The 23021-nt window shown below is 63.7% G+C and carries 24 protein-coding genes and 1 tRNA gene; 7 read left to right on the top strand and 18 right to left on the bottom strand.

The genetic code is table 11. The features are described from left to right. Positions 1–15: 15 nt before the first annotated feature. The 4 genes from ACSSV4_RS20490 to ACSSV4_RS20505 all read left to right on the top strand — a co-directional run bounded on the left by ACSSV4_RS20490 (position 16) and on the right by ACSSV4_RS20505 (position 4903). Positions 16–92: transfer RNA gene (locus ACSSV4_RS20490), tRNA-Met, on the top strand. 400 nt (positions 93–492) lie between these two features. Then, positions 493–1227 (top strand): hypothetical protein, encoded by a 735-nt coding sequence (locus ACSSV4_RS20495; RefSeq protein ID WP_454276942.1) that lies wholly within the window; start codon positions 493–495, stop codon positions 1225–1227. Between the two features lie 159 nt (positions 1228–1386). Beyond that, a complete protein-coding gene (locus tag ACSSV4_RS20500; protein ID WP_454276943.1) occupies positions 1387–4242 on the top strand; it encodes a UvrD-helicase domain-containing protein in 2856 nt (951 codons plus the stop codon). Between the two features lie 148 nt (positions 4243–4390). Beyond that, positions 4391–4903, top strand: coding sequence for a hypothetical protein (locus tag ACSSV4_RS20505; RefSeq protein ID WP_454276944.1), 513 nt, complete (start codon positions 4391–4393; stop codon positions 4901–4903). Between the two features lie 375 nt (positions 4904–5278). Here the strand turns inward: ACSSV4_RS20505 and ACSSV4_RS20510 are convergent, their stop codons facing one another. The 7 genes from ACSSV4_RS20510 to ACSSV4_RS20540 all read right to left on the bottom strand — a co-directional run bounded on the left by ACSSV4_RS20510 (position 5279) and on the right by ACSSV4_RS20540 (position 13046). Beyond that, positions 5279–5530: a hypothetical protein gene (locus ACSSV4_RS20510; RefSeq protein WP_454276945.1), complete on the bottom strand. Its 252-nt coding sequence runs from the start codon at positions 5528–5530 to the stop codon at positions 5279–5281. Next, positions 5530–6204 carry a YcbK family protein gene (locus ACSSV4_RS20515; protein WP_454276946.1) on the bottom strand — a complete coding sequence of 225 codons (675 nt, stop codon included), beginning with the start codon at positions 6202–6204 and terminating at the stop codon, positions 5530–5532. The genes ACSSV4_RS20510 and ACSSV4_RS20515 overlap by 1 nt, the downstream gene beginning before the upstream one ends. 75 nt (positions 6205–6279) lie before the next feature. Next, positions 6280–6588 (bottom strand): hypothetical protein, encoded by a 309-nt coding sequence (locus ACSSV4_RS20520; protein ID WP_454276947.1) that lies wholly within the window; start codon positions 6586–6588, stop codon positions 6280–6282. 58 nt (positions 6589–6646) lie between these two features. Next, entirely contained in the window at positions 6647–7723 is a 1077-nt protein-coding gene (locus ACSSV4_RS20525) for a DUF2793 domain-containing protein (RefSeq protein WP_454276948.1), read from the bottom strand. A 10-nt stretch (positions 7724–7733) separates the two neighbouring features. Then, positions 7734–11705, bottom strand: coding sequence for a baseplate multidomain protein megatron (locus ACSSV4_RS20530; protein WP_454276949.1), 3972 nt, complete (start codon positions 11703–11705; stop codon positions 7734–7736). Between the two features lie 10 nt (positions 11706–11715). Beyond that, on the bottom strand, positions 11716–12165 hold the full coding sequence (locus tag ACSSV4_RS20535; RefSeq protein ID WP_454276950.1) for an NlpC/P60 family protein: 450 nt from the start codon (positions 12163–12165) through the stop codon (positions 11716–11718). Next, positions 12162–13046, bottom strand: a complete 885-nt coding sequence (locus tag ACSSV4_RS20540) for a DUF2163 domain-containing protein (protein WP_454276951.1) — start codon at positions 13044–13046, stop codon at positions 12162–12164. The genes ACSSV4_RS20535 and ACSSV4_RS20540 overlap by 4 nt, the downstream gene beginning before the upstream one ends. Before the next feature lie 70 nt (positions 13047–13116). Here ACSSV4_RS20540 and ACSSV4_RS20545 point away from each other — a divergent pair, with 70 nt between their 5' ends. Then, on the top strand, positions 13117–13308 hold the full coding sequence (locus tag ACSSV4_RS20545; protein ID WP_454276952.1) for a hypothetical protein: 192 nt from the start codon (positions 13117–13119) through the stop codon (positions 13306–13308). Positions 13309–13375: 67 nt separating this feature from the next. On the opposite strand, the gene ACSSV4_RS20550 is transcribed toward ACSSV4_RS20545, so the two are convergent. From ACSSV4_RS20550 to ACSSV4_RS20575, 6 genes are all read right to left on the bottom strand, one after another. Continuing rightward, positions 13376–14002, bottom strand: a complete 627-nt coding sequence (locus ACSSV4_RS20550) for a phage distal tail protein, Rcc01695 family (protein WP_454276953.1) — start codon at positions 14000–14002, stop codon at positions 13376–13378. A gap of 61 nt (positions 14003–14063) precedes the next feature. After that, positions 14064–16511, bottom strand: coding sequence for a phage tail tape measure C-terminal domain-containing protein (locus ACSSV4_RS20555; protein ID WP_454276954.1), 2448 nt, complete (start codon positions 16509–16511; stop codon positions 14064–14066). Then, positions 16504–16665: a DUF7697 family protein gene (locus tag ACSSV4_RS20560; protein WP_454276955.1), complete on the bottom strand. Its 162-nt coding sequence runs from the start codon at positions 16663–16665 to the stop codon at positions 16504–16506. The genes ACSSV4_RS20555 and ACSSV4_RS20560 overlap by 8 nt, the downstream gene beginning before the upstream one ends. Positions 16666–16733: 68 nt before the next feature. Next, on the bottom strand, positions 16734–17171 hold the full coding sequence (locus ACSSV4_RS20565; RefSeq protein ID WP_454276956.1) for a hypothetical protein: 438 nt from the start codon (positions 17169–17171) through the stop codon (positions 16734–16736). Continuing rightward, positions 17171–18109: a phage tail tube protein gene (locus ACSSV4_RS20570; RefSeq protein ID WP_454276957.1), complete on the bottom strand. Its 939-nt coding sequence runs from the start codon at positions 18107–18109 to the stop codon at positions 17171–17173. The genes ACSSV4_RS20565 and ACSSV4_RS20570 overlap by 1 nt, the downstream gene beginning before the upstream one ends. 25 nt (positions 18110–18134) lie before the next feature. After that, positions 18135–18557 (bottom strand): acyl-CoA transferase, encoded by a 423-nt coding sequence (locus ACSSV4_RS20575; protein ID WP_454276958.1) that lies wholly within the window; start codon positions 18555–18557, stop codon positions 18135–18137. 87 nt (positions 18558–18644) lie between these two features. Between ACSSV4_RS20575 and ACSSV4_RS20580 the strand changes: the two genes are divergently transcribed. After that, entirely contained in the window at positions 18645–18929 is a 285-nt protein-coding gene (locus ACSSV4_RS20580; RefSeq protein WP_290899069.1) for a CopG family ribbon-helix-helix protein, read from the top strand. After that, a complete protein-coding gene (locus tag ACSSV4_RS20585) occupies positions 18917–19207 on the top strand; it encodes a type II toxin-antitoxin system RelE/ParE family toxin (RefSeq protein ID WP_290899070.1) in 291 nt (96 codons plus the stop codon). Before ACSSV4_RS20580 ends, ACSSV4_RS20585 begins: the two co-directional genes overlap by 13 nt. A gap of 14 nt (positions 19208–19221) precedes the next feature. Here ACSSV4_RS20585 and ACSSV4_RS20590 read toward each other — a convergent pair whose 3' ends face one another. From ACSSV4_RS20590 to ACSSV4_RS20610, 5 genes are all read right to left on the bottom strand, one after another. Beyond that, on the bottom strand, positions 19222–20508 hold the full coding sequence (locus ACSSV4_RS20590; RefSeq protein WP_454276959.1) for a peptidoglycan-binding protein: 1287 nt from the start codon (positions 20506–20508) through the stop codon (positions 19222–19224). 62 nt (positions 20509–20570) lie between these two features. Further along, entirely contained in the window at positions 20571–21200 is a 630-nt protein-coding gene (locus ACSSV4_RS20595) for a DUF6441 family protein (protein ID WP_454276960.1), read from the bottom strand. Then, on the bottom strand, positions 21197–21511 hold the full coding sequence (locus ACSSV4_RS20600; protein WP_454276961.1) for a head-tail joining protein: 315 nt from the start codon (positions 21509–21511) through the stop codon (positions 21197–21199). The genes ACSSV4_RS20595 and ACSSV4_RS20600 overlap by 4 nt, the downstream gene beginning before the upstream one ends. 11 nt (positions 21512–21522) lie before the next feature. Next, positions 21523–22545, bottom strand: a complete 1023-nt coding sequence (locus ACSSV4_RS20605; RefSeq protein ID WP_454276962.1) for a major capsid protein — start codon at positions 22543–22545, stop codon at positions 21523–21525. 54 nt (positions 22546–22599) lie between these two features. Next, a complete protein-coding gene (locus ACSSV4_RS20610) occupies positions 22600–22980 on the bottom strand; it encodes a head decoration protein (protein ID WP_454276963.1) in 381 nt (126 codons plus the stop codon). Between the last annotated feature and the right edge of the window lie 41 nt (positions 22981–23021).

Below are 23021 nucleotides of genomic sequence, written 5' to 3' on the forward strand. Positions count from 1 at the left end.
GCCATACCAAAGCGTCGCGGGATGGAGCAGTCCGGTAGCTCGTCAGGCTCATAACCTGAAGGTCGTAGGTTCAAATCCTACTCCCGCAACCAAATTCTCTAACCTTTCCAAATGGTTAGAATCCGACAAAAACACTTGTGTACGGCCCGCGCAAAAACGAGTCAACGCCAAGTCAACGTTTTGCAAGTCCCCCTGAAAACTCAGGGGGACTTTTGCGTTCTGGCCTCGCCCAAAACACTGTGGCAGCATCACGCCATGATCAACTTCCGCACCCTTCCCGATGGCCACCCCGACCTCGCACATTCGCCCCCTGTTGCGCGCGGCGCTGCTGACATTGCGCTAGGCGCAGGAATATGCCCACGCCGAGCATGTAGTTCATGCCTGGCCTGGCTCGTTTGCCGCCCGCGGGCACCTCGTTGACTTTCAAAACTTTGCGCTTCTAGCTAGGCGAGAAGGGTTGTATCCTCACTCACTTTCTGGGATACCATCGGGATGGCACTTTTCGGAAAGCAATTCTTCAAAAGCTCAGATACCCGGGCAGAGGACGCTTACAGATCAGGCGTCATGGCAGTGAGCGCCAAAGACTATCAAGGCGCCTATGATCACTTTAACCTAGCAGCCGAAGGTGAGCACGGGTCAGCGTATTACAATCTGTTTCTTCTGCACGGAGGCGGCTACCTGCGCACATTCGACCTAGATGCCGCTGCGGACAATTTCTACAAGGCGGCGGCCATAGGTCACCCCAAGGCAGAGCAGCAGCTATACATGTTGGAGGGCGCCGACCGTGCTGGTTTCGGGATGGACAACCTTGCCGCGTTGGCCGCAGGCTCTGTAGAAACCGGCTTTCTACCGCCGGTTCTAATGGTCTGTGCGTGCCGTTTCGTGAGCGCAGTAAGCATCAAGTATGGTGCTACGATGGACGTTATTGCCTATGAACTGGACGCCGCGAGCTCCAGCGAAGACGGATATGTGCAAGCTTTCATTCGTCGCACGGGAATAGCCCCTAATTTCTACAGGGGGGGCATGAATCGTCTTGTCGAAGGATCTGCCGCCGACCAGATCACCGATGGTCTTAACGATTTCAGCTTAGCTCTCGGCCGGTCTGGAATGGCAAGCAAACTCGGAAAGATGGCCCGCTGCACCTTGGTCGGTCATATGATCAAGAAATCCTATCTAGGAGAGAATGCGGCGCCGCTTCTAGGCGTAAAATGCTTCTTTAAAGCCTGAATGCCAATCGGACCGCCAACAGTTCGACATCGCCTGCGCGATGGAAACGAAAAGCCCTCCAAATTACTTCGCCGCTTTGCCGACAGTTTTCGGTCGCACAAAGGTCACTTGGCATGGCCAAGTCTGGGCTTCGACAGGCGACGATGGGCGGTGTAGGTAATGATTGAGTGGCTGATCGGCGCCGCCGTTTTCGGACTGGTCGGAGAACTCTTCGGCGCATCGCGGCGGCCGTCTTCGACTACGTCATACCAGCCCGTCAACACCAGCCCGAAGTTCAGTCTGAACCCGCAGGCAACCGAGGCCGAAAGGCCGGAGGCTGCGTGGGATGTCGTAAAGTTCAACGAGTTGGCTGCCGCTTTGAGCTGGCTTGAAAGACCTTCTCGGTACCCCGCGGCCTGCGTAACGCCACCGGTTCTCTCGGAGGCCGCGAAATATCGAGGCTTTTTGAGTCAAGAAATGGTCCGCGTAGAAGGGATGTTTGAAGACAAGGCGGTTTGCGGGCGTATCCATGATTTCTTGAAAGATCCCAAACTTGCTAGGGAAGGCGCCATAGCGGCGCACCTGGAGCGCGAACTTGCCCGATGGAAGCGCTTTCTCGATGGTGTCGAGGCTCAGCCGCTCACAGCCGAACAGCGGCGCGCCGTGCTCAGCGAAGAAGACGCCACCCTCGTTCTCGCTGGTGCGGGGTCAGGCAAAACAAGCGTCATCACCGCGAAGGCTGCTTACCTGCTGAAATCGGGTATCCGTGAACCGGGGGAAATTCTTCCTTTGGCTTTTGGGAAAGAGGCCGCAAATGAGATGGCCACGCGAATAGGCCGAGCGTGTAACGTCCCGGTCAGGGCGTGGACATTCCACGCGTTGGCCTACCATATTATCGGCGACGTAGAGGGCACTAAACCACCTCTTGCTTCGCATGCCGGGGACCAGAAACGGTATTTTGACGTGATCCGGCGGATTCTTCGGCATCTGATCGCGACTGACGAAAAGATCGCGAATGTGATTGTCGATTGGTTCACTCAGTTCCGCATCGAATGCGGCAGCGAATGGGACTACGAGACCAAGCACGCTTGGTATACCCATGTCGAAAGCCTCAATCTTCGCACGCTTCAAGGCGAAAAGGTTCGCAGCTACGAAGAATTCCTGATCGCTAACTGGTTGTATCGAAACGGCATCGAATATGAGTATGAGCCGCAGTACGAACACCGCCTGCCAGATTCGGGTCGGCGAGGATATACTCCAGATTTTCGCCTGACCGAGTGCGGCATCTACCTCGAGCATTTCGGTGTCCGGAAAGAGAAATCGCTCTTTGGTCTACCTGATCGCCTGGTTACGGCGCCATTCGTTGACCGTGAAGAATACCTGGCGTCGATGGAGTGGAAGCGAAAAGTCCATGCCAGTTTTGAAACCAAACTCATCGAAACCTATAGCTACGAACGTCAAGAAGGACGCCTCCTCGAGGCGCTGGCCGAAAAGCTTGGTCCGTACGTAACGATGAGACCGCGACCGATTGTGTCCATCTATGACCGCGTCGTCGAGATGGGGCATGTCGATAGCTTTACGCAGCTACTTGGCACGTTTCTGCTTCAGTTGAAAGGCGGCAGCTATACCCTAGCAGCGTGCCGATCAAAGGCGGACAGGCTCAACATGGGCGAGCGCGGCAGAGCGTTTCTAACGGTTTTTGATCCAGTGCTGCGCCTATATCAGCATGAATTGGGCGAGAGGATCGACTTCGAGGACATGGTTCTTCGGGCCGCCGGATACGTCGAGAGCGGGGCTTATCAAAGCCCGTTCCGGCATATTCTCGTCGACGAGTTCCAGGACATCTCGCAAGATCGGGCACGTCTTGTCGGTACCTTGAAGGCTCAGCATGGGGATGCCCGAGTGTTCGCGGTTGGGGATGACTGGCAGTCGATCTACCGCTTCGCTGGTGCGGATATCCATATCATGCGCAGCTTTGGCCCCAAGTTCGGCGGCGAGTTCGGCTCCCAGAAGGATATTCATCAAGTCGTGGACCTTGGCCGCACTTTTCGGTCGGTCGACAAAATTGCTCTCGCAGCCCGACGCTTCATTCTTCAAAACCCTGCACAGATAGAAAAGACGATCATTCCGGCCAGCGAAGCAGAAGGCCCTGCGCTTCGTGTGGTTTGGACGAAAAAGGCCAAGCAAGAGGGTGAACTCTTGGAAACCTTGGCGAATCTGATGGAACTAAGGGCCAAGGATTGCGGGACCGGCAAGGTGACCAGTGTTCTTCTCTTGGCAAGATATCGCCACGAGCGGCCCGACATGGCGGCTATCGGGCGAAAGTTCCCAAACCTGTCGTTGAGCTTCAAGACGATCCACGGCTCAAAAGGCCTGGAAGCCGATCACGTCGTCATCCTTGGATGCAACAACGGCAAGTATGGTTTCCCGTCCGAAGTCACCGATGACCCGATCCTGAGCCTGGTCTCACCGGAAGGAGAGCCATTCCAACACGCCGAAGAACGGCGGATCATGTATGTGGCAATGACCCGCGCACGCTCAACCGTCACGCTTCTAGCTTCCGAAGCCGAGCCATCATGCTTCGTGCGGGAACTGGTTTCCGATACGGAGTACGGTCTAGCGACTTCGACCGGGTCAACGGTTGGCCATGTACCTTGCAGCGAATGCGGTGGACGCTTGCTTCCAGTGCCCGCCCGGGATGGGCGAGTATGGTACCGATGCGAGCACAGCCTCATGTGCAGCAATTACATGCCCGCCTGCAGTAACTGTGGGATCGGAATGCCGACGGTTTCGGGGCCTTCGGGAGTCCTCAAATGCTCGCATTGCGAAGCGAACCATCATGAATGCCCAAAATGCTCCGATGGCTGGCTTGTAGAGAGGCAAGGGCGCTACGGAGATTTTTTCGGCTGTATTCGCTACCCTGATTGCACTGGTACGGCCTCTGTTTCGGAAATAAGAACACGTGAGGCGGACAAAGCAGAGGGTGCAAGTGACATCAAACTGGGCGTCGTCAAATCTGGCAGCGGAAAACGATAATGTCATGAGCACGATATTTTTTGGGATTGCGCGCCGCCCCGAGATCAGTCTTGGTTGCGGTGAAATATCGAGAACACTGGAATATACTGAGAAAGGAAAGTAAGTGTTTGGCCTTTTCAAGAAGGATACCCGGAGTAAGCTTCGTGTCATGGGGCACGATTTGGAGGTCGTTTCTATAACCCGAGGCGGAAAGATCCTTTTCACTGGCGAGGCGGCCCGGAAGTTCCCCAAGGATCACTTTGAGGGCAAGATCATGGAGGTCGCGTTCGTTTGCAAATCCGGTAGCCCCTACTTTGCCTATTATACCTGCCCGGACTACTATTTTGCGGTGGCTGGACCTGGTGGCTCCGCGTCTTTTGGTGGCGCGTTCGAAATCGAGAAATTCAGGTTGGCTGTCTCACAAGCCATCTGTGTCTTCGTCGTCAAATGTTTGAAGGATACCCTGAAGGTAGATGCTGGTCGGGAAATTGTGTCATTCAGCCATAACCGTGCCCATACAAACGTGCTCGCCTATATTTCTTCAATGGGTAGCTGGGCCCCGATCCAGCACAATGATGCCGAAGGCGACGATGCATCTGAGAGGAAGGCGGCCGCCGTCGATAGTGGGCGGGTAAAGTTGTCTGACGTCATCGCCGTGAATGAGCTGTCTCCGTCAGACTAACGGCGAAGTACTATCCACGGCGGCGACATTGTGAATGTCGCCGTCGGCTCGGAGGTGGAGAAAGTTAGAGATCAGGTCCATCCCATCCGCCGAATGACCGCTATGGCAACTAGGGATGCCACCGACGACGTTACTGAACGGCCGCTTTCCGCCGTCCGCGTCGGCCGTGCGGCTGCTCCCGTTGTGTTGGGCCGCCAACATCGTAGGGCTCCGCTCTTGCTTCACTGACAGGCCCGCGCCTGGTCGCGCAAGACGGCATAGTCGCCGAGCATTCGAACGATCATCGCACCTTCCGGCAGCGCTCCCACCTCTGCGGCGGCGCTCGCCTGTTCGGCAGCGCTGTAGTCTACTACGGGTGGGCAAGGCCCCCGTGTTTCAGAACTGTCCGTCGCGCAAGCGCCGAGCCAGACCATCGCGATCAGCGGGACGACGGCTGGCGGCGTCCAGCATCTTGCGTTGAATGTCATGTATCTTCTCCGATGTTGAAAGGCGTTCGGCCAGCCGCCCGGCGCGTTCCCCGGCGCGGCGGAGGTTGAGCAGGAACAGGACGGTGGTGATTGCTGCCAGGATAAGGCCCAGCGCATTGCGCGCCGGGCCGCTGGAGAGGATGGCGGTGATCCAGCCCATCACCGCTGCCCCCGTTTCCAGTCATCAATCCGGGCGTGGATGGCGACGGCGATGCCGATCAGCGCCAGGGCAATGAACACCCAGCGAAGGGTGTCGAGGTAGGGCACCAGCGGCAGGATTGCGGATTGCGTCTCGGCAATGACCTCCTGCGCCACTTCGACACCGGCGGCACCGACCGTCGCCACTCCGGCCGCGCCACTGCCTTTCAGGGTGCGACTGTCGGCCAGCACCTCCCGGGCGGGGGCCACCTCCGGCACGAAGGGTGTGGCGCGCGGCGGGAAGGGATCGCCCCAGCTGCGCGCGGGCCCGAGATCGATATGCATGAAGCCCGAGCGCGGGTAATAGCCGAAGCCGAGGAAGCCCACCGCCCGCGCTGCCGCCTCGAAGGCAATGGGGTCGTGGTTCGACATGGCGATATCGAACGCGGTGCCCTGCATGTGTTTGGAGGCGGGCGCGCCGCCGACGGCGCGGTTATGCGTGGGGCTGCGATAGGCGGATCGGACGATCAGCGGCTTGCCGAGGCGGTTGCGCAGGGACTGCAGCTTGTCCAGCGCCTCCGTGTTGATCTTTATCGCGCCCTCCCCGCGTGACGCGATCTCCGCAGGCGAAAAGCTAGGCCAGCGCCAGGCGCTGTCGGGAACGTCGCGGAAATGGGCATAGGTCGTGGTCGGCATGATGGGTCTCCAGACATGCAAAACCCGCCTGCAGAGGGCGGGTCGGGTGGGGTGGCTTGGTGATGGGCGCGATCGTCAGTCGGTGCGGCCGCGCTGGAAGGCCTCGAACATCAGATCCCGCATCGCGCGGATGTCGGTCTCGATGCGCTCCAGCCGGTCGGCATCGCCCTTGCGGTCCTCTGCGCGCTGGCGATCCACGCGGTCGCGCTCGGCCAGCAGCTCACGCTCAAGCCGGACCAGCATCGCGTCATTGGTGAAGGCGCGGCGCGTGACAGCGGCCAAAAGAGCCATGAAGCCGCCGATCAGTGCAGTGATGGCGGCGGTCAGGCCATTGTCGCGGAATGCCGCGCCGACCTCCTGCAGCCACGAGGTGCGCTCTGTCATGGTCATATCCTTGGTCGGGGGTTGGTGTTGGTGTGCAACAAGGGTGTGCCGGGGAGCCTCAGCCAACCTTGCAGCCCCAGAATGAGGTGTGATTGGCCGCGAAGAACCCGTCCGCAGCCCGGAAATACCCCTGCAGCTCGACGGTATCGCCCGCAGTCAGCGCCACCATGGTTTGCAGCCAGAGGGCTGTGGCGAGAGAGACGTGACCGCCGCTGATCTCGCCGAAGGAGCCGCGGAGCTCGGTGGCCCCGTTCAGCACGAGCCGCCCGCGCATCCGGGCTGCGGTGCTGGCATTGACCTTGTAGAGCAGCGTCGCGCCAAAGAGATAGGTGCCGGAGGCGGGCGCGGTAAAAAGGTTGGTGGTGGCGTCGAACGCGCCCTGATCGTTCATATCGGTCATGTTGAGCGCGATCCTGGTCCAGGTGTCGACGCCGACGTAATTGTCGAAGTTGGTCCAGGCCTTGAAGCGGGGCAGCTGCGGTTGATCGACGATGCCGGTGGCGTTGTCGATGATGAGGCCATCGAAGAAGGTGTTGCCATCGGCCGAGACCGCGAGGCGGAAGCGGTCCGAACCGAACAGGCCGACCAGGGCCTTGGTCACGAACCCGGTCTGCAATGTCAGCCCGAGATCATCGCCCGCAGCCTCCTTGTTCATGGTGTAGAACAGATCGCCTGTGCCGCCCTCGGCCACGGTCCTTGCCGTCCAGAGCGCGGCGTTCAGCTTGGCCGAGAACGGATTGGCCGCGTCGGCGGTGGTGCCGATACCAAGAAACGCCATGTTCTGCAGCGCGGCTGGCGTGCTCCCGACCCAGCCCGCGCCGTCAAAGACCAGCAGCAGGCTCTCACTTTCGACCCACGCGCGCCAGCCGGTCCGTGGCGGCAGGCGCTGCCACGCGCCGTCGGTCCAGAGCGCGACGTTCAGGTCCCAGCCTGCCCAAAGGCCGGTGCCACCGCTCGCCACGATATGGCGGTCGCCGTCGGCAGGGCTGGCGGGTGGGGCCGTCTGATCCCGATCCAGCACCGAAAGCTGCACCAACCCGTCGAGGAGCCGCAGCGCGTCGTTGTGGGTGACATGCTTCTGGGCCTGCGATGCCAGAATATAGGGCAGCAGGAGATGGGTGGTGACGTCGGACATGGAAACGCTTTCAGAAGGTGAGGGTGACGGATCGCCCAGCGCCCCGGCCGATCAGGGCCGAGAGCTGGTAAATACGGAGGGCGAGAGATTGGCCGGGTCCGAGCGGCGCGCCCCAATCGGCGGTCTGTTGGGTGGCAGTGTAGAGAGCGCTGGTCGTGGCAGTCGTCAAGGATCGCTTGACAACTGACCCGTCCAGAATGTCGACCTCATAGGCCTCGGCGTCCTCGGCCAGTGGCACATCGCCTGCGCCCCAGCTGTCGGCGGCCAGGGATCGCGACCGTCGCACCCAGCGGATCGTCAGATCGCCGGGGTTGCGGGCAAAGCGCCAGGGCTGTTCGACATGGGCGACCGAGAAGGGCCACAGCCCGGTGCCTTCGGGGGTGAAGGTGCTGGCCACAAAAGTCTCGTCGCTGACCGGCTTCGAGGCCGGGCCGATCCGCCAGTTCCATGGCAGACCGAGATCGGCTTCGCTGATGGGCAGGGATGCCAGCGCCGTATCCAGCACCACGACGCGCGCGCCATTCGCCACCACGCTGGCGATGGCCCCTTCCGTGCCGCGCTGGCCCCGCAGCAACCGGGTCAGCGCATAGCGCCCCGCTGCGACGAGCTCGGCCGCACCCGCCTGGACAATCTCCCAGAGCCCCGGACTGGTCTCCACTGCCAGCGCATTCGCCCCGCCGAGGAGGGCGAGATCGGTGACGCTCTCCAGCGTGCCGGAATAGAGATCGACCAGCAGCGCATTGCCGAGATCGAAGCGCGCCACCGGCCCCGCATGGAAATCCGCCGCCAGCACGCCCATGCGTGCCCGCGTGCCAAATGTGGTCAGCAGCGCAAAGCCGTCTGTTGCCGCACTGCGGTAGACGGCAATCTCGCCGGGCCATGGCTTGGCATGCGCCGCGACCAAGGGCCGATGCGCTGGCTGATCCTCGCGCAGCTGCGGCAGATCGAGCAGGAGGATCTCGGGCGCGCCAAACACCGTCGGTGTCGAGAGCGTGGTCGGGCGTCGCTCGCCGGGTGGCAGGTTATAGACCGCGCGGTCCTGGCGCACGGCGTCAATGCTGCGCAGGTCGGAGTCGGCAATCGACACCAGACGCATCTCGGTCAGGCGGCCATCGTGATCAAGCAGGATCACGTCCGCCGGATCCAGCGCCAGACGCGACGGCGGCAGACGGAACGCCGCAGTTTCGCGGCCGACCCAGGCCTCCATCAGGGCGCGGCGGCAGCGGCGTTCGGCCTCTTCGGGCGGCACCGCTATCGGGAATGCCTCGGAGGCAATACGAGCCGTGTCCACCGTGATACGCCGGGCCTCGACCTGTGCCGCGTCATAATCCTCATCGGCGCGCGCGACCTGCCACTTCAGGGCCTGGGGAAGTTCGGTTTCCTGCGCGCGGGTGAGCTCCATCACATCGCCCGATCCTGACGATGGCGCGACCATGCTGTCGGGGGTGATTGTCACGCTGGCAATGCGGCCGCGCATCAGGAAGCGGATGCGCCCTTCGCTTTCCACCGCATCGAACCCGAAATGCCGCGCCAGGGTGCCGAGCGAGGCGCGCGGCGCTTCCAGAGCCGAAATCACATAGCCCTCGACCGCGCCCCATATCTCGGAGACGTCGATCTGCGCTTCCGGCAGCCCGGCGCGCAGGCAGAGATGGCGCACCAATGCCGCCAGCGACACAGCCCCGAGCCGACCCGTCAGCCAGTGCCCGAGCCGCCAGTTCGGGCCATCGCTCCAGACATCGGTGAGTTCGGGGAAAAACGGATAGGGCCGCGCATCCCAGGTCCAGGCGGCGCAGTCGGGCAGATGCACCATCGGAGTGCCGTAAATGGCCGAGGTTGGATTGTTCGCCGGGGCACCCCAGAACAGATAGCTCGCTTCCAGATACGCCCGCTGGATCGCATCATCCCGCCAGCCGCGCGAGAAGTAGGGCACCTCGCTTTCCGAGGATTTCGGGTCGAAGAACACATTCGGCTGGTTGGTGCCGCGATCGATCGCCGGGCAGCCCAGTTCGGTGAACCAGATCGGTTTCGATTGCGGCAACCACGCGGTGGGCATGCCGCTCTCGATGCCACCTGGCCGGTCAAAATGCGCATTTTGCCACCAGGCGCGCAGATCCTTGAAGCGGAACACCCATGGCTTGTCCGCGCCGCCATCGGTAATGGGCGTCCGGATCTGCGCGGCGCGATCAGCCGGGCTCGCATAGAACCAGTCGAACCCCTCGCCGCCGGTAATGTTGCTCTGCAGATAGGTCTGATCATAGATCGCGGGGGCAAGGGCTGCATCGGCATGCTCAAACCCGTCGCGCCAGTCCGAGAGCGGCATGTAGTTATCGATGCCGATGAAGGTGATGCTGGGATCCGCCCAGAGCGGGTCCAGGTGGAAATACACGTCGCCGGATCCATCGCTCGGATGGTGCCCGAAGTATTCCGACCAGTCGGCGGCATAGCTGATGGCGGTGCCCGCACCCAGAATGCTGCGCACGTCGCCCGCCAGATCGCGGTAGGCCGCGACCGCCGGATAGGTCGCGGCCCCGCTCCGGATCGTGGTCAGGCCGGGCATCTCCGAGCCGATCAGGAATGCATCGACTCCGCCCGCCACCGCGCAGAGATGCGCATAATGCAGCACCATGCGTCGCAGGCCCCAGTCCTCCACGGGCCCGGCCCAGCTGACGGTGTCCCCGGAGATGCTGAAACTTGTCGGTGTGGTCGCGCCGAAGAAGGCCGCGACCTGTGCTGAAGCGGCGCTGGTCTGGTCGACGCTTCCGGCAACCCCCGCCGCAGGCGACGCGGTGATCCGCCCGCGCCAGGGAAAAGCTGGCTGGCCCGTCCCCGCTTCATTGTTGGAATACGGGTCGGGCAAGCTGTTGCCGGGCGGCACATCCATCAAGAGGAAGGGGTAAAAGGTCACCCGCAGCCCGCGCGCCCGGATCTCCCGGATTGCCTGCAACACCGCAAAATCCGCCGGTGTGCCGCCAAAGACCGGGCGGTCGTCGCTGTCCTGGCTGACGAGATGCGCAGCCGCCCGCGCCACGCCATTCACCGACCAGGCGACGGGCGTGGTGATCTTGACAGGCAGTTCCACACCGGGCCGGATCCTGCACTGCCCGGCCCGCAGGTCATCGCCGAACCAGGTCACCACGAGGCTGACGCCCTCGATGCCCGGGACCGAGGCTTGCAGCCGGTCGAGCGCCACGACGATATCGGCGGTCTCGGAAATGGCGTTCAGGTTCTCGGCGCGGGTGGCCCCGCCCGGGCCGGAGAGCCGCCGGACAGGCTGGGTGGCGTAGATGAACTCGCCCGAAGCCGGAATCATCGTGACGGCGCGCACCAGCCCTTCGGCCGTGTCAGGATCGGCCAGCGGGCGAAACACCTCGAAGGAGAGCTGCGGCAGGCGGTTGCCAAAATTGCTGAGCGCCAGCTCCTCGAAGACCACATAGGCGGTGCCGCGATAGGCGGGGGTTTGGCCTGCCCCCATTCTGGCCGAAATAAACGGATCTGGCTCCTGAACCTCGTCGCCGGGATACCAGCGCCAGGTCACGCCCGAGAGATCCATCGGCTTGCCATCGGCCCAGATGCGCCCAATGCCGGTCACTTCGCCCTCCGAGAGCGCCACGGCGAAGGAGGCAAAGTAGAGAAACTCGGTGGTGGTGACCTTGGGCCCGCCGCCCTTGCCGCCGCCCTGACGGCTGGTTTTGGTCTCCTCGCGAAAATCCGTGGCCCAGATGATGTTGCCACCGATGCGCATCCGGCCAAAGAGGCGCGGGATGACCGCCCCTTCGGTCGAGGCGGTGATGCGCAGACTGTCGAGGCGCTGGCCTTCGATGCGCTGCGCCGGAGCGAGCGACGAGACGATCCAGGTGTCGACCACCGACCCGATGGATGAGCCGACAAAGCCGCCGATGGTGGCGGCAGACAGCCCAAGGATGCTGCCGCCGATGCTGCCGCCAATGGCGGAGCCGACGGCACCGAGAACCAATGTTGCCATGTAGGAGGTCTCAGCTTTTGGGAAAGAGGAAGGCGAAGGCGATGCGCCGCCGCCAGCTTGGGGTGAGCGTTTGCTCGATCACGCCAAGGTGCTCATAGGCGTGGATGAAGCTTTGGGGGCCGGTCAGGATACCGACATGTTTGGCGATGGCGCAGGGGGCCATGCGGAACAGGATCAGCGCGCCGGGACCGGCCTCGTCAGGGGTGATTTCCGGCATCATCGCGCTCGCGCCCTCGGCCAGCACCTCGCGGGGACCGGTCTCACCCCAGTCCCGGCTGTAGGGCGGGATCGGGAAGGGCTCAATGCCCACCACCTCGCGCCAGACGCCGCGCGCGAGGCCGAGGCAATCGCAACCGACCCCATGCAGACTTGCCTGGTCGTGATAGGGTGTGCCGAGCCAGCGGCGGGCGGTGGCAATGATGAGGGCGGGATCGGCGGCGGGCGATTCCGGCCCAGTCATAACACCTCTCCCTCATGGCTGCCGTCCTGGCTCGCATAGCGCAGCACGGCATCCTGTCCTGGGATATGTGGGAAGCCCCGGAAGTTGGGGGTGTTGGCGAACTTGCCCGTGCAGGTGGCGATGCGCTTGTCGCAGCCTGCGCGGGCGATGAAACTGTCGCCTTCATTAATGGCCCGCACCGGTGCTTCCAGCAGGGTCAGGGTCGCGATGCTCCCCTCCAGCCCGTGCGCCAGCACCTCGGTGACGCGCCCGGCATTGGTGCCGCTGGTCCAGGTGAGCGTCCCGGCGGCAAACCAGCCCGCGTCAAATCCGGCCAGCCCCGAGGCCCGGAAGGCGCGGTCGCGCAGCAGGTCTGTCACCACGCCGGTGCCCTTGTAGATCGCGTTTTCCAGATCGATGCCGCAGCGCGCATCGCCAAGTTCCGCGTCGCATCCCGCCTGAAACGTCCGCCCGACGGTCTGGCCCAGCACATGCGCCAGGCTGCGCACTTCGGCCACAAATGCGATCCGCCCGCGCCGGATCTGGCCGACGGCACCCCGGCGCAGGAGCACACGCTGGCCGGTGTCAGCCCAGTTCACCCGCCACAGTTCCACCGCTGCATTGTCCCAGCGCCCGTCGAGAATGTCGCTCTCGGTGATCCGATCCGAGCTCAGAACGCCACTTGCGTCCTGTGCATCCACCGCCAGATCAGAGCCTGCGCGGATCTCCGAGGCGGCAAACCCGCTTTCGGGTTCAAACGCGGTGCCATCGAAACTGAGCGGGCGATCATGATCGGTAAAGCCTAGCGCCACGCCATCGCTGCGTGAAATCCGCCAGCACCAGGCCAGCGTGGTCGTGCCTTCATCGAGATGGGCCTGCAGGTCGGGGGAGAGGGTCTTCATGGATAAACCTTGATATGTGCCGCAACGGCAGCCAACTGACTGGGGACCCGAGTTGCTGGAGAGAGCTGTGATGATGATGCAGGATATTCCCGAGGACCCAGACGACGACAGTGAGGCCGTGCCTGCGGTCCCACTTGAGGATGCCGATCTGACCATTGATGTGGTGAAGGTTGACGCCTTTCTGGACGCATTGAAGCAGGCCTCGCCACCGGAGGATCGGGTTGTGCCGCTGATCCGCAAGCCCGGACGCCGACCCCGATAACGACGACCGCATCCGTGAAGGTGCAAACCTGCAAACCTGCAAGCCGTGCGTGGCCTGAGCCGTGCCCCTACCGCCGAATCTCCACGAGCGGAATGGACGTGATCGACCCGAGCCGCTCGACATCGAGGGTGACGTCGAGCGTGTCGGTGTCAAACCGCACCGGCACATCGAACTCAAATCCAGCGGTGATTGTGACGCCCGCGCCGGGGGCGGTGGTGAAGGTCACAACGCCGGTGGTGGGATCAACGCTCCAGCCCGACATCTGCTCGACGCCGCCGAGTGCGACGCGCACGCTGCCTTCCACAGGTTTGGCGATGACGCGGGTCCAGCTTTGTGCGCCGGAGGTGTAGTGCTTCAGAAGGGCGAAGGCGGTCACGGCTCCATCCCCGGTTCCGATCTGCTGATCTGTGGCGCTGATCGCCTGCGACGGCAGGCTCGATTTGTAGTCGGCCCAGTCCTTATAGCGAAAGCCGTGCAGGCGGCCGCCTCTCGCCTCGAAGAACGCGACCACCGCCGCCAGATCATCGGCGCGGCGGATGCCGTAGGCCACGTCATAGCGACGGCGCGAATTGGCCCAGCTGGCGTTGCGCTCCTCGTCACCGCTCGACAGTTCCACGACCTGCGTGCGCCGTTCCGGCCCGCCGCGCGCCCCGCGGCTGATATTGTCGGGAAACCGCACCTCATGAAACGCCATCAAGTCTCTCCATTGTTCGTGCTCTGGTCCCCGCAACCGGTTCCCACTTGCGGGGTCGCACTCAGATGCCCCTCTGACCTAGCGACACTGCGCGGGCAATGTCGGCGGCGACCTGTGTTCTGGACTGCCGGAAGCTGTCGGCGTCACGCGCGATGATGGTGACATTGACGGCGGGCACGGAGGACTGTCCCTGGCCAAAGCCAGCCACCTCTCGACGCGACAGCACCCGTTCGCCGCGTTGCAGGATCGCCGGAACCTCGTCCGGGCGCAGTCCGGCAAAGCCACCCGAATGCATGCGCGGCGCATTGGCAAAGACCAGCGCTGGCACCATGCGACCGGGGCCCGGGGCACCGACCACGCCACCTGCGTGAAGAATGTTGGCGAACAAACCGCCCGCACCGCCAAGTGCGCCGGAGAGCGCATTGGCGATGGGGCCGAGGATAAATCGCCGCGCCGCCAGCTTGGCCAGATCGGCGATCATCGAGGTGACCAGATCGCCGAAATCGAGCTTGCCGGTCTTCACAAACTCACCCACCGCGTTCTCGGCGCTCTGGAAGGCCCCGACCAGCGTGCTCCCGATATCGCCACCGATGTCCCGGGCCCTGGTGGCATAGTCGGCCAGCGTGGCGGTGACGGCGGCCCAGCCGGTCAGGGCGGTTTTTGCGCCCTCAGTGGTCGCGGTCCCGGCTGCACGGCCAGCCGCCCCGGCGCGACCTGCGGCATTTCCGGTGTCGTCAAGGCCCTCGCCCAGCGCCGTGGCGGCAGCAACAGCCCCGGCCAGCGCGGCTTCGGCCTCTGCCCCGCTGCCGGTCATGGCATCGCGCAGCGCCTGCAGGCTGGCGAGCGGGCGACCGGCGGCATCGGCCAGCATGCCCGCCGCCTCGCGAAACCCATCGGCGCGGGTGCGGGCATCTTCGGCCATGGCGCCAAGGCCAAGGTCAGGTGGGTCCAGGAAGCTGCGCGACAGGGCGGCCGAAAAGGCGTCGGCCGCAGCGGTCCCGGCAGCGGTGGCCGCCCCTTCAAACGGGTTGCCGATCCGGCCCAGCCCGACAGGATCCAGCGTGCCGATCCGCACACCGCCCTCGCCGGTGGCCCATTCCGGCAGCAGCGCCAGTGCCGCGTTCAAACCGTTGATGAAGCGGTTGATGCGGGTGACGACGCCATTCAGCATTGCCTCGACACCAGAAATCAGCCCGTTTGCCGCCTGGAAGGCAAAGTCGCCGATGGCGCCGGGCAGTCCGCCCCAGATCGCCACCGCGGCATCAAAGGCCCCCTGGAAAATCGCCGCCGTCCGGTCGCCGAAGCTGACGACGCCCGCGATGGTGCCCTCAAGTGCTGAAAGACCGGACGCCTTCAGCTCCTCCCAGCCCGCCGCCATGTTGGCAAGGGCTGCGTCGAGTGAAAGCCCCATCCGCGACCACACTTCCCTGGCGAGATCACCCAGCAGCCGGAATGCCTCGCCCACGCCGCCCGCGCCCGCGACCAGCCGTGTGAACTGGAACACCAGCTCGCCCGCACCGACAATCAACGCACCGATGCCGGTGCGGATCAGCGCCCCGCGCAGCACGACCAGCGCCGTGGCCAGCCCGCGCACCGAAAGCGCTGCCGCCGCCAGCCCGGCCACCCAGCGCCCGGCCATCAGGCCTGCAAAGGTGGCGACGATGGACGCCAGCCGCCCGATGTTGTCAAACAGCGCCTTGATCGCAGTTCCCACTGGCCCGGTGGTGCGCGCGACGGCGGCCAGCGCATTGGCCACCGCCTCCAGCGCCGGGGCGGCTGCCACCGCCAGCTGGTTCGAGACCCCGCGCCAGATCAGCCCCAGCCGCGAGATCGCATCATTGGTGCGCTGGATCTGGCTGGCGTCAGCCTCCGAGACCACCACCCCGAAATCCTGCACATCCGCCGTCGCTTGCCGCAACGTCGCCGTGTCGATCCGGGTGAACACCAGCGCTGCCCGGTCGCCGAAAAGCTGCGAGGCGACAGCGGCGCGCTCGGCCTCGGGCACAAACTGGCCCAGCGCCTCCTGAATGGTGGCGATGCGCGCATCGAGCGGCAGGCGTTGCAGATCCTCGGCCGAGAGCCGCAGGCGGCGCAGGGCGTCCACGGCGGGGCCGGTCCCTGCGGCCGCCTGGCTCAGCCGCCGCGTCAGCTGCACGGTGGCCTGTTCGACCTGGCCCATCGACACGCCTGCCAGATCGCCCGCACGTTCCAGCACCTGAATGCTGGCGACCGTGGTGCCGAGCGAGGCCGCGAGCTTGGCCTGCGCATCCACCGTTTGCAGCCCCGAGCGGATCATCGCGGCCCCGGCAGCAGCCAGCGCGGCCGTGGCGGCAGCGGCGGCCAGCGTGGCACGGCGGGCGAAGGCGACGACGCGAGCATTGGCCAGATCCATCTCGCGCGAAAGACGGCCAAAGCCCCGCGCGCCAGCCGCACCCACACCCTCCAGTTCCGCACGGACCTGGCGGCCGCCTTCCGCCACAAGGCGAACAGAGACCCTCTTCTCAGCCATCGCGGCTTCCTTCCATCTGTTCGTTCAGTCGGCGCACCATCACCGCCTCGATCTCGGGCAGCAGTTCGGCGGCGATCAGGGGGTCAATGCCTAAGCCGCTTGCGAGGGCCAGTGCCGCGCCCATGTCCCAGCCGAGCACGGCGCCGGGGATCACCCGCAGCTGCCCACCAAGGCGGCCGACGAGGTCCCAGACCTGCCAGCCGTCTTCCGTCTGGGGCCGGTTCAGTCGTGCGGGGCAGTCGGGGCAGGGTCCGTTGCAGGCCGCGCAGTATCCTTCGCCGCCGCCGAAGGACCACTCGGCGAGGGCGCGGAGACGTTTTTTTCGGCGTCGAGAATCAGACCGCGCGCGACGTATTGGGTCTGGAACGCCTCGAAGACCGGCCAGATTTCCAGAAGCGCGTCGATGCCCTCTGGCGAAACGGGCAGGATATTGCCCGTATCATCGCCAACACCCTCCCAGTCCAGAACGGCGCGACGGGCGACAGCCTTGGCCATGGCCAACGCCAGGTCTTCCTGACTGGCATCTTGGGGCAGGGCCTCCACAGCCAGATCGGCGCGGGCCGAGACCATCAAGGCGGTGGTCAGTGGGGCCACCAGCAGGCGCAGGCCGGGGGCAAGGGGCAGCCATTCGGGCGTGGCGGTCAGGTTCAGGCGGATCATCAGTAGGTCTCCACATCATTGATCAGGGTTGCGGTGCACATCCGGCCAACCACGTTGTCGCGCGCGGCCTGCCAGTCGAATGTCGCCTGAACGCCCTGCGGTCCGGAGATCTCGATCCGGGGGCGCGGCAGATAGACAGCATGCACGGTGAAGGTGAAACTCTCGCCCGATGGCAGCCCGTAGGCGAAGCTGATCTCGGCCGGATCGCCGTTGATCGCCTGGCTGACCAGCGTGCTGTCGGCAAAGCGCACCTCGATCCGCCCCGTGAGTGCCGCGATGCTTGGGTCGGCCCCGTCGATCCTGCCGTCGCTGCGGATGGTCTCGATCCGGTCGAGGGTGTTGGCATAGGTGATCTCGGCCGAGACCACATTGCCCAGCGCGGCGCCATTGCGGCTGATCGCGCCGTTGAAATGGCCGAAGCGCTTCAGCGCCAGATCGGCGGGGGCGCCCGCGCTGGTCGTCGTCGCAATCGCCTCACCCTGCGCCACCAGCCGCGCGGTTGCCGTCAGCAGCCCGGAGTGCTGAACCTGCCAGCTCAGCTGATCCAGCACGCAACCGGAATACATCGCATAGCGCGGCACCTCCGGCATGGCGGTCTCGATGGACATCGAGGGCAGGGTCCAGGACCCGGATTGGAACTCATGGGTGAACGGGCCAATCCCGGTGGTGATTGGATCACCGAACGCGGCCTTCAACCAGAACCCGAAGCCCGCGGCATCGATCGGCACCACAACGTCGCCATCCGCCGTCACCGCGTCCTTGATCGGGGCCAGCGGATCGCGGCCATATCCCAGCAGTTCGCTGTTCAGAAGTGGCTGTTCTGAACCCAGCGAGGTGCTGGCGAAGGGCATCTTCGTGAAACCGCCTACGGGGGGCGTTCCATAGGTCGTCTCGAATGCGAGCGCCATCTGCGCCCGCGCGCCTTGCGCACGTGCCATGGGGGTCTCCTCAATGTTGGGGGTGTCAGGCCAAGGGGCCGGTGGTGGTGTAGTGCAGCACGACAGTGATCACCGCCGCCTTCAGCGCCGCCGCGCCCTCGATGGGCAGATCGACGGACGCCGGGGCCTCGGGTTCGACCCAGTCGCAAAGGCCGCCAAGCGTGCGGTCCGCTTCCAGTGCCGTGCCGATAGCGGCGATCAAGGTGTCGAAAACCGTGGCTCTGCCATTGGGGGCCTGGACAACGACCTCCAGCTCGGCGCGGTGCTGGTAGTGGTAGCGCAGGGGCGACAGGGTGACCTCCGGTTCGCCCGGCTGACCATCGCGCAGGATGATCAGCCCAGCCGCTGGGATCCGCTCGGGCAGGACCTCATCGCGCAGGACAAGGGCGGCAAGCGGCTGCAGCCGCGCGTGGAGCGCGGTGAGGACGCTCTCAAAGGTGGTGGGCATGACGGCGCACTTCCTGAATTGTGACTTCTGCTGTGATCGAAGATGTGTTAAAGGTAATACCTGTTAATACTCACCGGAGCAGCACCCATGAACGCCGTTCGCCCCATTGCCGTAAAGCTCGATCAGGACACCCGCGACCGCCTCAAGCGGTTGGCGGATGCCAAGGACCGCTCCACGCATTGGATGCTGCGCGAGGCGGTAGCGCAGTTCGTCGAGCGCGAAGAGAAACGCGAGGCGTTTCGCCAGGCCGGGTTGCAGGCTTGGGAGGAGTTTCAAGCGACGGGAAAGCACATCACGCATGACGAAGCTGATGCCTGGCTTGCCAAGCTCGAAGCAGGCGAAGAGGCGGCAGCACCTGAATGCCACGACTGATCTGGTCGCCCGCCGCGCTGCGGGATGTCGAACGACTTTACCGTTTCCTTTTAGACAAGAACCCCGATGCCGCCCGCCGCGCGGCCAAATCCATCCGCGAGGGCATGAACATCCTGCGTGATCAACCGGGCGCCGGGCGGCCAGTCGAGGATATGGAACCGGAATTTCGCGAGTGGTTCATCACCTTCGGCGACAGCGGTTATGTGTCGCTTTATCGGTTTGATGGTGAAACGGCGGTGGTCTTGGCCGTGCGCCATCAGCGCGAGGCTGGCTACTGACCGTACTGTGACCGTTAGCCTCCGAAGCCAAGTTTCTGCAACGTAGCCCGGTCAGGGGCGCCCGTCGCGGGAATGCCGATAGACGTCTGGAAGGCTCTCATTGCCTCCTTGGAGCCTGAACCCCATTGCCCATCTGGCGTGCCAGCATTGAAGCCTCCTGCGTTCAAGAGGGTCTGGATGGCACGATAATCGTCCTTGGTCAGGGATAGCGTTGTCCAACCACAAGCCCCGGCAACGTCTTCGAAGGCCTCCTCGCTTCCAGCCAGCTCAAAGGTTGCATCATGATTTTGGCCGTTTTTTTCGGTGAGCCTGATAAACAAACGCTTGGCATCATAGATGGTTCGGATGAAACTCTCGGCGTCGGTACCAAACAGGCCTGCCCCTTTGTTGCTGGTCAGTCCATTCCAGCGCGTTTGTTGCGCGGGCGTCTCGTCGACTCGCAGGGTGATTTCAAAAGTATTGCGCCGAAAATCCGACATCAGGAAATCATCTTGCACGAAGATCAGCGCGGTTTCCCCCTCAACACAGCGTGCAATCAGCCCGGTCAATCCCATGAAACTCGACGGTTCGTAAGCTGAGTAATTGACAGCGGTGATCTGGAGACTGTCATCGACGGCGGCACGTTCCGTTTTGATTGCCCACCAACCGGCGATCCGATCACCGTTCTTGTGAGCCTGTTCAAAAGCGGCACTGCTATAGTCGATTTCCGGATGATTGGGGTCTGCCCAAGCGACAGCGCTGATGGCAGGCGCTCCGCCTTCCGTAGGCGAAGCGGGCTCGGTAGCAGGCGTCGCGACGGCGGTAGCAGCTGGAGCCGCCACGGTCGGGAAGGCGATACCATATTTCGCTTGGAGGTACCCCATCTGGAGTTGTGCCAGTGTGAGTTTTTCCGTCTCGGCACGGCTCAAAGCAAGCGCCTGCACAAGGCCACCGCCCTGTGCCGCCTCCTTTTCTGCCTCCTCGATGCGCTGCTGAGCAGATGCCATTTCTCCAAGAATTTGTTGCGCACGCGCTTCGTCAGGTTGCACTGCGGAGACGATCACTTCGACCGTTGCACCGCTTTCAGTGGCCGAAATGCGGTTTTCGATAAGTGTCTTCGACAAAAACAGGGCTTCAAGCCGGGCTTCTGCCAATCCTTTGATCAGGCCACCGTCGTACATCGCAATTTTTGACTGAACGTCGGCGATCTGTTGTTTGATGGCACTAAGCTCAGTGGGAAGGGCCTCGTTCGTTTGCGCGATGGCCAGTGTGGAAAAACAAAATGCGAGAACGACGGGAACAGATTTCTGCAAGATGCGCATGTTAAAACTCCGATTTGTAATCAGGCTAGTGATCTCGCTGGAGTTGTGCAAGTCGCTGCAGTTCACAACTGTCCCTTCACCCACCTCGCCACAATCCGGCCCGGAACACCGTCCACCACCCGCTCAGCATCCCGCGCGAGATCCAGCCGCTTTCGCAGCATGACCTGCGGCACCAGCAGGAAGATCGGCACGGTGGTCAGCCCGCGCCCGGTCTTCGATCTGGACGCCACCGCGCGACCCTTGGTATTGATACGCCCTTCCGCCACCAGCAAGCTCGGCCCGCGACGACGGAAAACAAACCGCAGCCTCAACCCGGTGCGGCGCTCCCATTCACCGGGGGTGATGCGGCCGCCTTTCGCGCCTTTCCCCGCAGCCGGAGTTGGGATCGCCAGCCAGAACCCGTCCTTGGACCTGATCAGTGGCCCGGTGTCATGCGCGCCGATGATCACCGGGGCCTTGGACCAGACCAGCGCCGCCGCGTTCAGGCTGTCGCCGGACTTCGGGAAGCTGGCGAGGCGGATGGAGTTGCCCAGCCGCGTGCCCAGCCCTGCGCCGGTGATCTGGCCCCGCCAGGCGGATTTCAGGGAGGTGCCAGCTTCGCGCATGGCGGCGGACACCGCCTTTTCCCCGGCGGCGATTTCCGCCTGCATCAGAGCGACAAGGTCGGGATCGAACGTAACTTTGAGTTTCATGATGGCCGCAGGTCCAGTGACCAGATCAGGCGTTCGCGGTCGCGAACCGGCTCGCCCTGAATTGTGAAGCTGTCGGCGCCGATCACGATCAGATCGCCGGGGCGGGGGTCTAGCAGATCGGACACGCGGACGTCCACCATCATGGTGTCGCTGACAAAGCGCCCCGCGCCAAATTCGGTGATGCGATCCGGGGCGCGGCGGATGACGCGGATCGGGCGTTCCTCCGAGGTGGTGGCGGAAATCCACAGCGCCGCCACCGCCATGGACGGGTTGGCATAGATCCGGTCCATGGCGGCGGCGAAGACGGTCATGTCGGGGCCGTTCAGTTCGAGCTGTGAATGCGGATCGCGATGCGCGGCCGCTTGTTGACCGGCAGGATCGAGGCCTCCGTCATCAGGTCGATCCAGCGGCCCTTCTCATCCAGATGCTGGCGGGCGTAGAGCGGCAGGCCGAGGGTATTTGCCGCCTCCAGCAGGTTGGCCGGGCCGCCATAGGTGGTGAAGGTGTCCATGGTGCCAAGCGGGAAGGCGATGCCCTCGCTGGCCGGGATCAGGCGTTCGGTCGCCTTGGTGGACAGCGTCACCGTGCCCGCATACTCCTCGAACACGATGCCTGCGAAGGGGAAGTTGCGCCGCACATCCTGGCGCAGAGGTTGCGCGCCGGTGGCGGCGTAGAACTTGTAGGCCTCCTCGGTCTTGGGATGCGCGATCAGCTTGTCGAAGAATTCCCGGCTGACGAGGGCGTGGACGTCCGTCATGCTTTCGCCAAGGAGATTGTCCTCCATCGACCGCAAGACCTCGCGCACCTTGCCCTGCACGTTGGTGCCAGCCGTTCCCAGAAGGAAATCCACCGAGATCTGCGCCAGGCCAAACTCGGTGAAGTAATTGTAGAGGGTGGTTCCAGCCCCATCCTTCACGATGCCGCGCAGCGCGTTCATCTCCATGTATTCGCGGGTCTGGGCGTGCTTGCGGCGCATCAACTGCAGCTTGCGGTTCATCACCTCGACCAGCGGGTCGGCACCGTCGAAGACGCCCAAACTCGGCTGGCCCTGGATGTCGCCCGGCAGGATCACGTCATCATGCGGGATCCATGGCAGGGCGAAGGACCGCATCGAGCGCCCCTCGCGCGTGCCGACGGTGGCTGGGCCGCCGAGAGGCACCGAGGGCAGCAGGTTCAGCACGCCCTCGTATTGCTCGATGATCACCGATCGCTGGGTGACGCCCTCGAAGCGGAAGAGGCCGATCTGGCCGAGGCGGGTGTAGAGGTTGGGCAGGATGTTGATGGCCTGCGTCATCTCGGCCAGCGAATAGCCGCCAGCGTCAAAGGGATTGCGAACGAGGGTCATGGGAAGCTCCGGGGATAAAGGGGAAAGCTGAGAACGCGCTGTCGCGGTGCTGCGTCAGACGCCGTCGCGGGCGATGATGCCCACGGCAGCCAACTGGGCGAGTTTGGCGGTAATCTTGGTGCCGTCATCGACTGTGCCGTCATAGGCGAGGCCCGCACGGGAGACGATCGCGGGGCCGCGCTCCACAACGATGCCGACCGCATCTGCCAGTGTGGCATCGACGGCATAGAGCAGCACGGCGCTGGCGACTTGTGATCCGTCCGTCCCGGTTGCGGGTGACAGGGTGTATTTGCCGCTGGCCGTGATCTTCCCCAGCACCGAGCCTACCGGGTAGGGCATGCCTTGCAGCAGGGTGATCGCCTCGCGGGTGTAGTTCGGGTTGACCTCGTATTTGAGGACATCGCCCATGCTGGGCTGTTCCGTCAGGACGGGCATTGGTCAGTCTCCATGTTGGCAGGGATGGGCCGGTTGGCGCT

The organism is Roseovarius sp. MBR-154 (genome assembly GCF_053628595.1).

Coding starts and splice junctions, on each gene's coding strand:
- ACSSV4_RS20495 (WP_454276942.1), top strand. CDS start 493: ATGGCACTTTTCGGAAAGCAATTCTTCAAAAGCTCAGATACCCGGGCA.
- ACSSV4_RS20500 (WP_454276943.1), top strand. CDS start 1,387: ATGATTGAGTGGCTGATCGGCGCCGCCGTTTTCGGACTGGTCGGAGAA.
- ACSSV4_RS20505 (WP_454276944.1), top strand. CDS start 4,391: ATGGGGCACGATTTGGAGGTCGTTTCTATAACCCGAGGCGGAAAGATC.
- ACSSV4_RS20510 (WP_454276945.1), bottom strand. CDS start 5,530: ATGGGCTGGATCACCGCCATCCTCTCCAGCGGCCCGGCGCGCAATGCG.
- ACSSV4_RS20515 (WP_454276946.1), bottom strand. CDS start 6,204: ATGCCGACCACGACCTATGCCCATTTCCGCGACGTTCCCGACAGCGCC.
- ACSSV4_RS20520 (WP_454276947.1), bottom strand. CDS start 6,588: ATGACAGAGCGCACCTCGTGGCTGCAGGAGGTCGGCGCGGCATTCCGC.
- ACSSV4_RS20525 (WP_454276948.1), bottom strand. CDS start 7,723: ATGTCCGACGTCACCACCCATCTCCTGCTGCCCTATATTCTGGCATCG.
- ACSSV4_RS20530 (WP_454276949.1), bottom strand. CDS start 11,705: ATGGCAACATTGGTTCTCGGTGCCGTCGGCTCCGCCATTGGCGGCAGC.
- ACSSV4_RS20535 (WP_454276950.1), bottom strand. CDS start 12,165: ATGACTGGGCCGGAATCGCCCGCCGCCGATCCCGCCCTCATCATTGCC.
- ACSSV4_RS20540 (WP_454276951.1), bottom strand. CDS start 13,046: ATGAAGACCCTCTCCCCCGACCTGCAGGCCCATCTCGATGAAGGCACG.
- ACSSV4_RS20545 (WP_454276952.1), top strand. CDS start 13,117: ATGATGATGCAGGATATTCCCGAGGACCCAGACGACGACAGTGAGGCC.
- ACSSV4_RS20550 (WP_454276953.1), bottom strand. CDS start 14,002: ATGGCGTTTCATGAGGTGCGGTTTCCCGACAATATCAGCCGCGGGGCG.
- ACSSV4_RS20555 (WP_454276954.1), bottom strand. CDS start 16,511: ATGGCTGAGAAGAGGGTCTCTGTTCGCCTTGTGGCGGAAGGCGGCCGC.
- ACSSV4_RS20565 (WP_454276956.1), bottom strand. CDS start 17,171: ATGATCCGCCTGAACCTGACCGCCACGCCCGAATGGCTGCCCCTTGCC.
- ACSSV4_RS20570 (WP_454276957.1), bottom strand. CDS start 18,109: ATGGCACGTGCGCAAGGCGCGCGGGCGCAGATGGCGCTCGCATTCGAG.
- ACSSV4_RS20575 (WP_454276958.1), bottom strand. CDS start 18,557: ATGCCCACCACCTTTGAGAGCGTCCTCACCGCGCTCCACGCGCGGCTG.
- ACSSV4_RS20580 (WP_290899069.1), top strand. CDS start 18,645: ATGAACGCCGTTCGCCCCATTGCCGTAAAGCTCGATCAGGACACCCGC.
- ACSSV4_RS20585 (WP_290899070.1), top strand. CDS start 18,917: ATGCCACGACTGATCTGGTCGCCCGCCGCGCTGCGGGATGTCGAACGA.
- ACSSV4_RS20590 (WP_454276959.1), bottom strand. CDS start 20,508: ATGCGCATCTTGCAGAAATCTGTTCCCGTCGTTCTCGCATTTTGTTTT.
- ACSSV4_RS20595 (WP_454276960.1), bottom strand. CDS start 21,200: ATGAAACTCAAAGTTACGTTCGATCCCGACCTTGTCGCTCTGATGCAG.
- ACSSV4_RS20600 (WP_454276961.1), bottom strand. CDS start 21,511: ATGACCGTCTTCGCCGCCGCCATGGACCGGATCTATGCCAACCCGTCC.
- ACSSV4_RS20605 (WP_454276962.1), bottom strand. CDS start 22,545: ATGACCCTCGTTCGCAATCCCTTTGACGCTGGCGGCTATTCGCTGGCC.
- ACSSV4_RS20610 (WP_454276963.1), bottom strand. CDS start 22,980: ATGCCCGTCCTGACGGAACAGCCCAGCATGGGCGATGTCCTCAAATAC.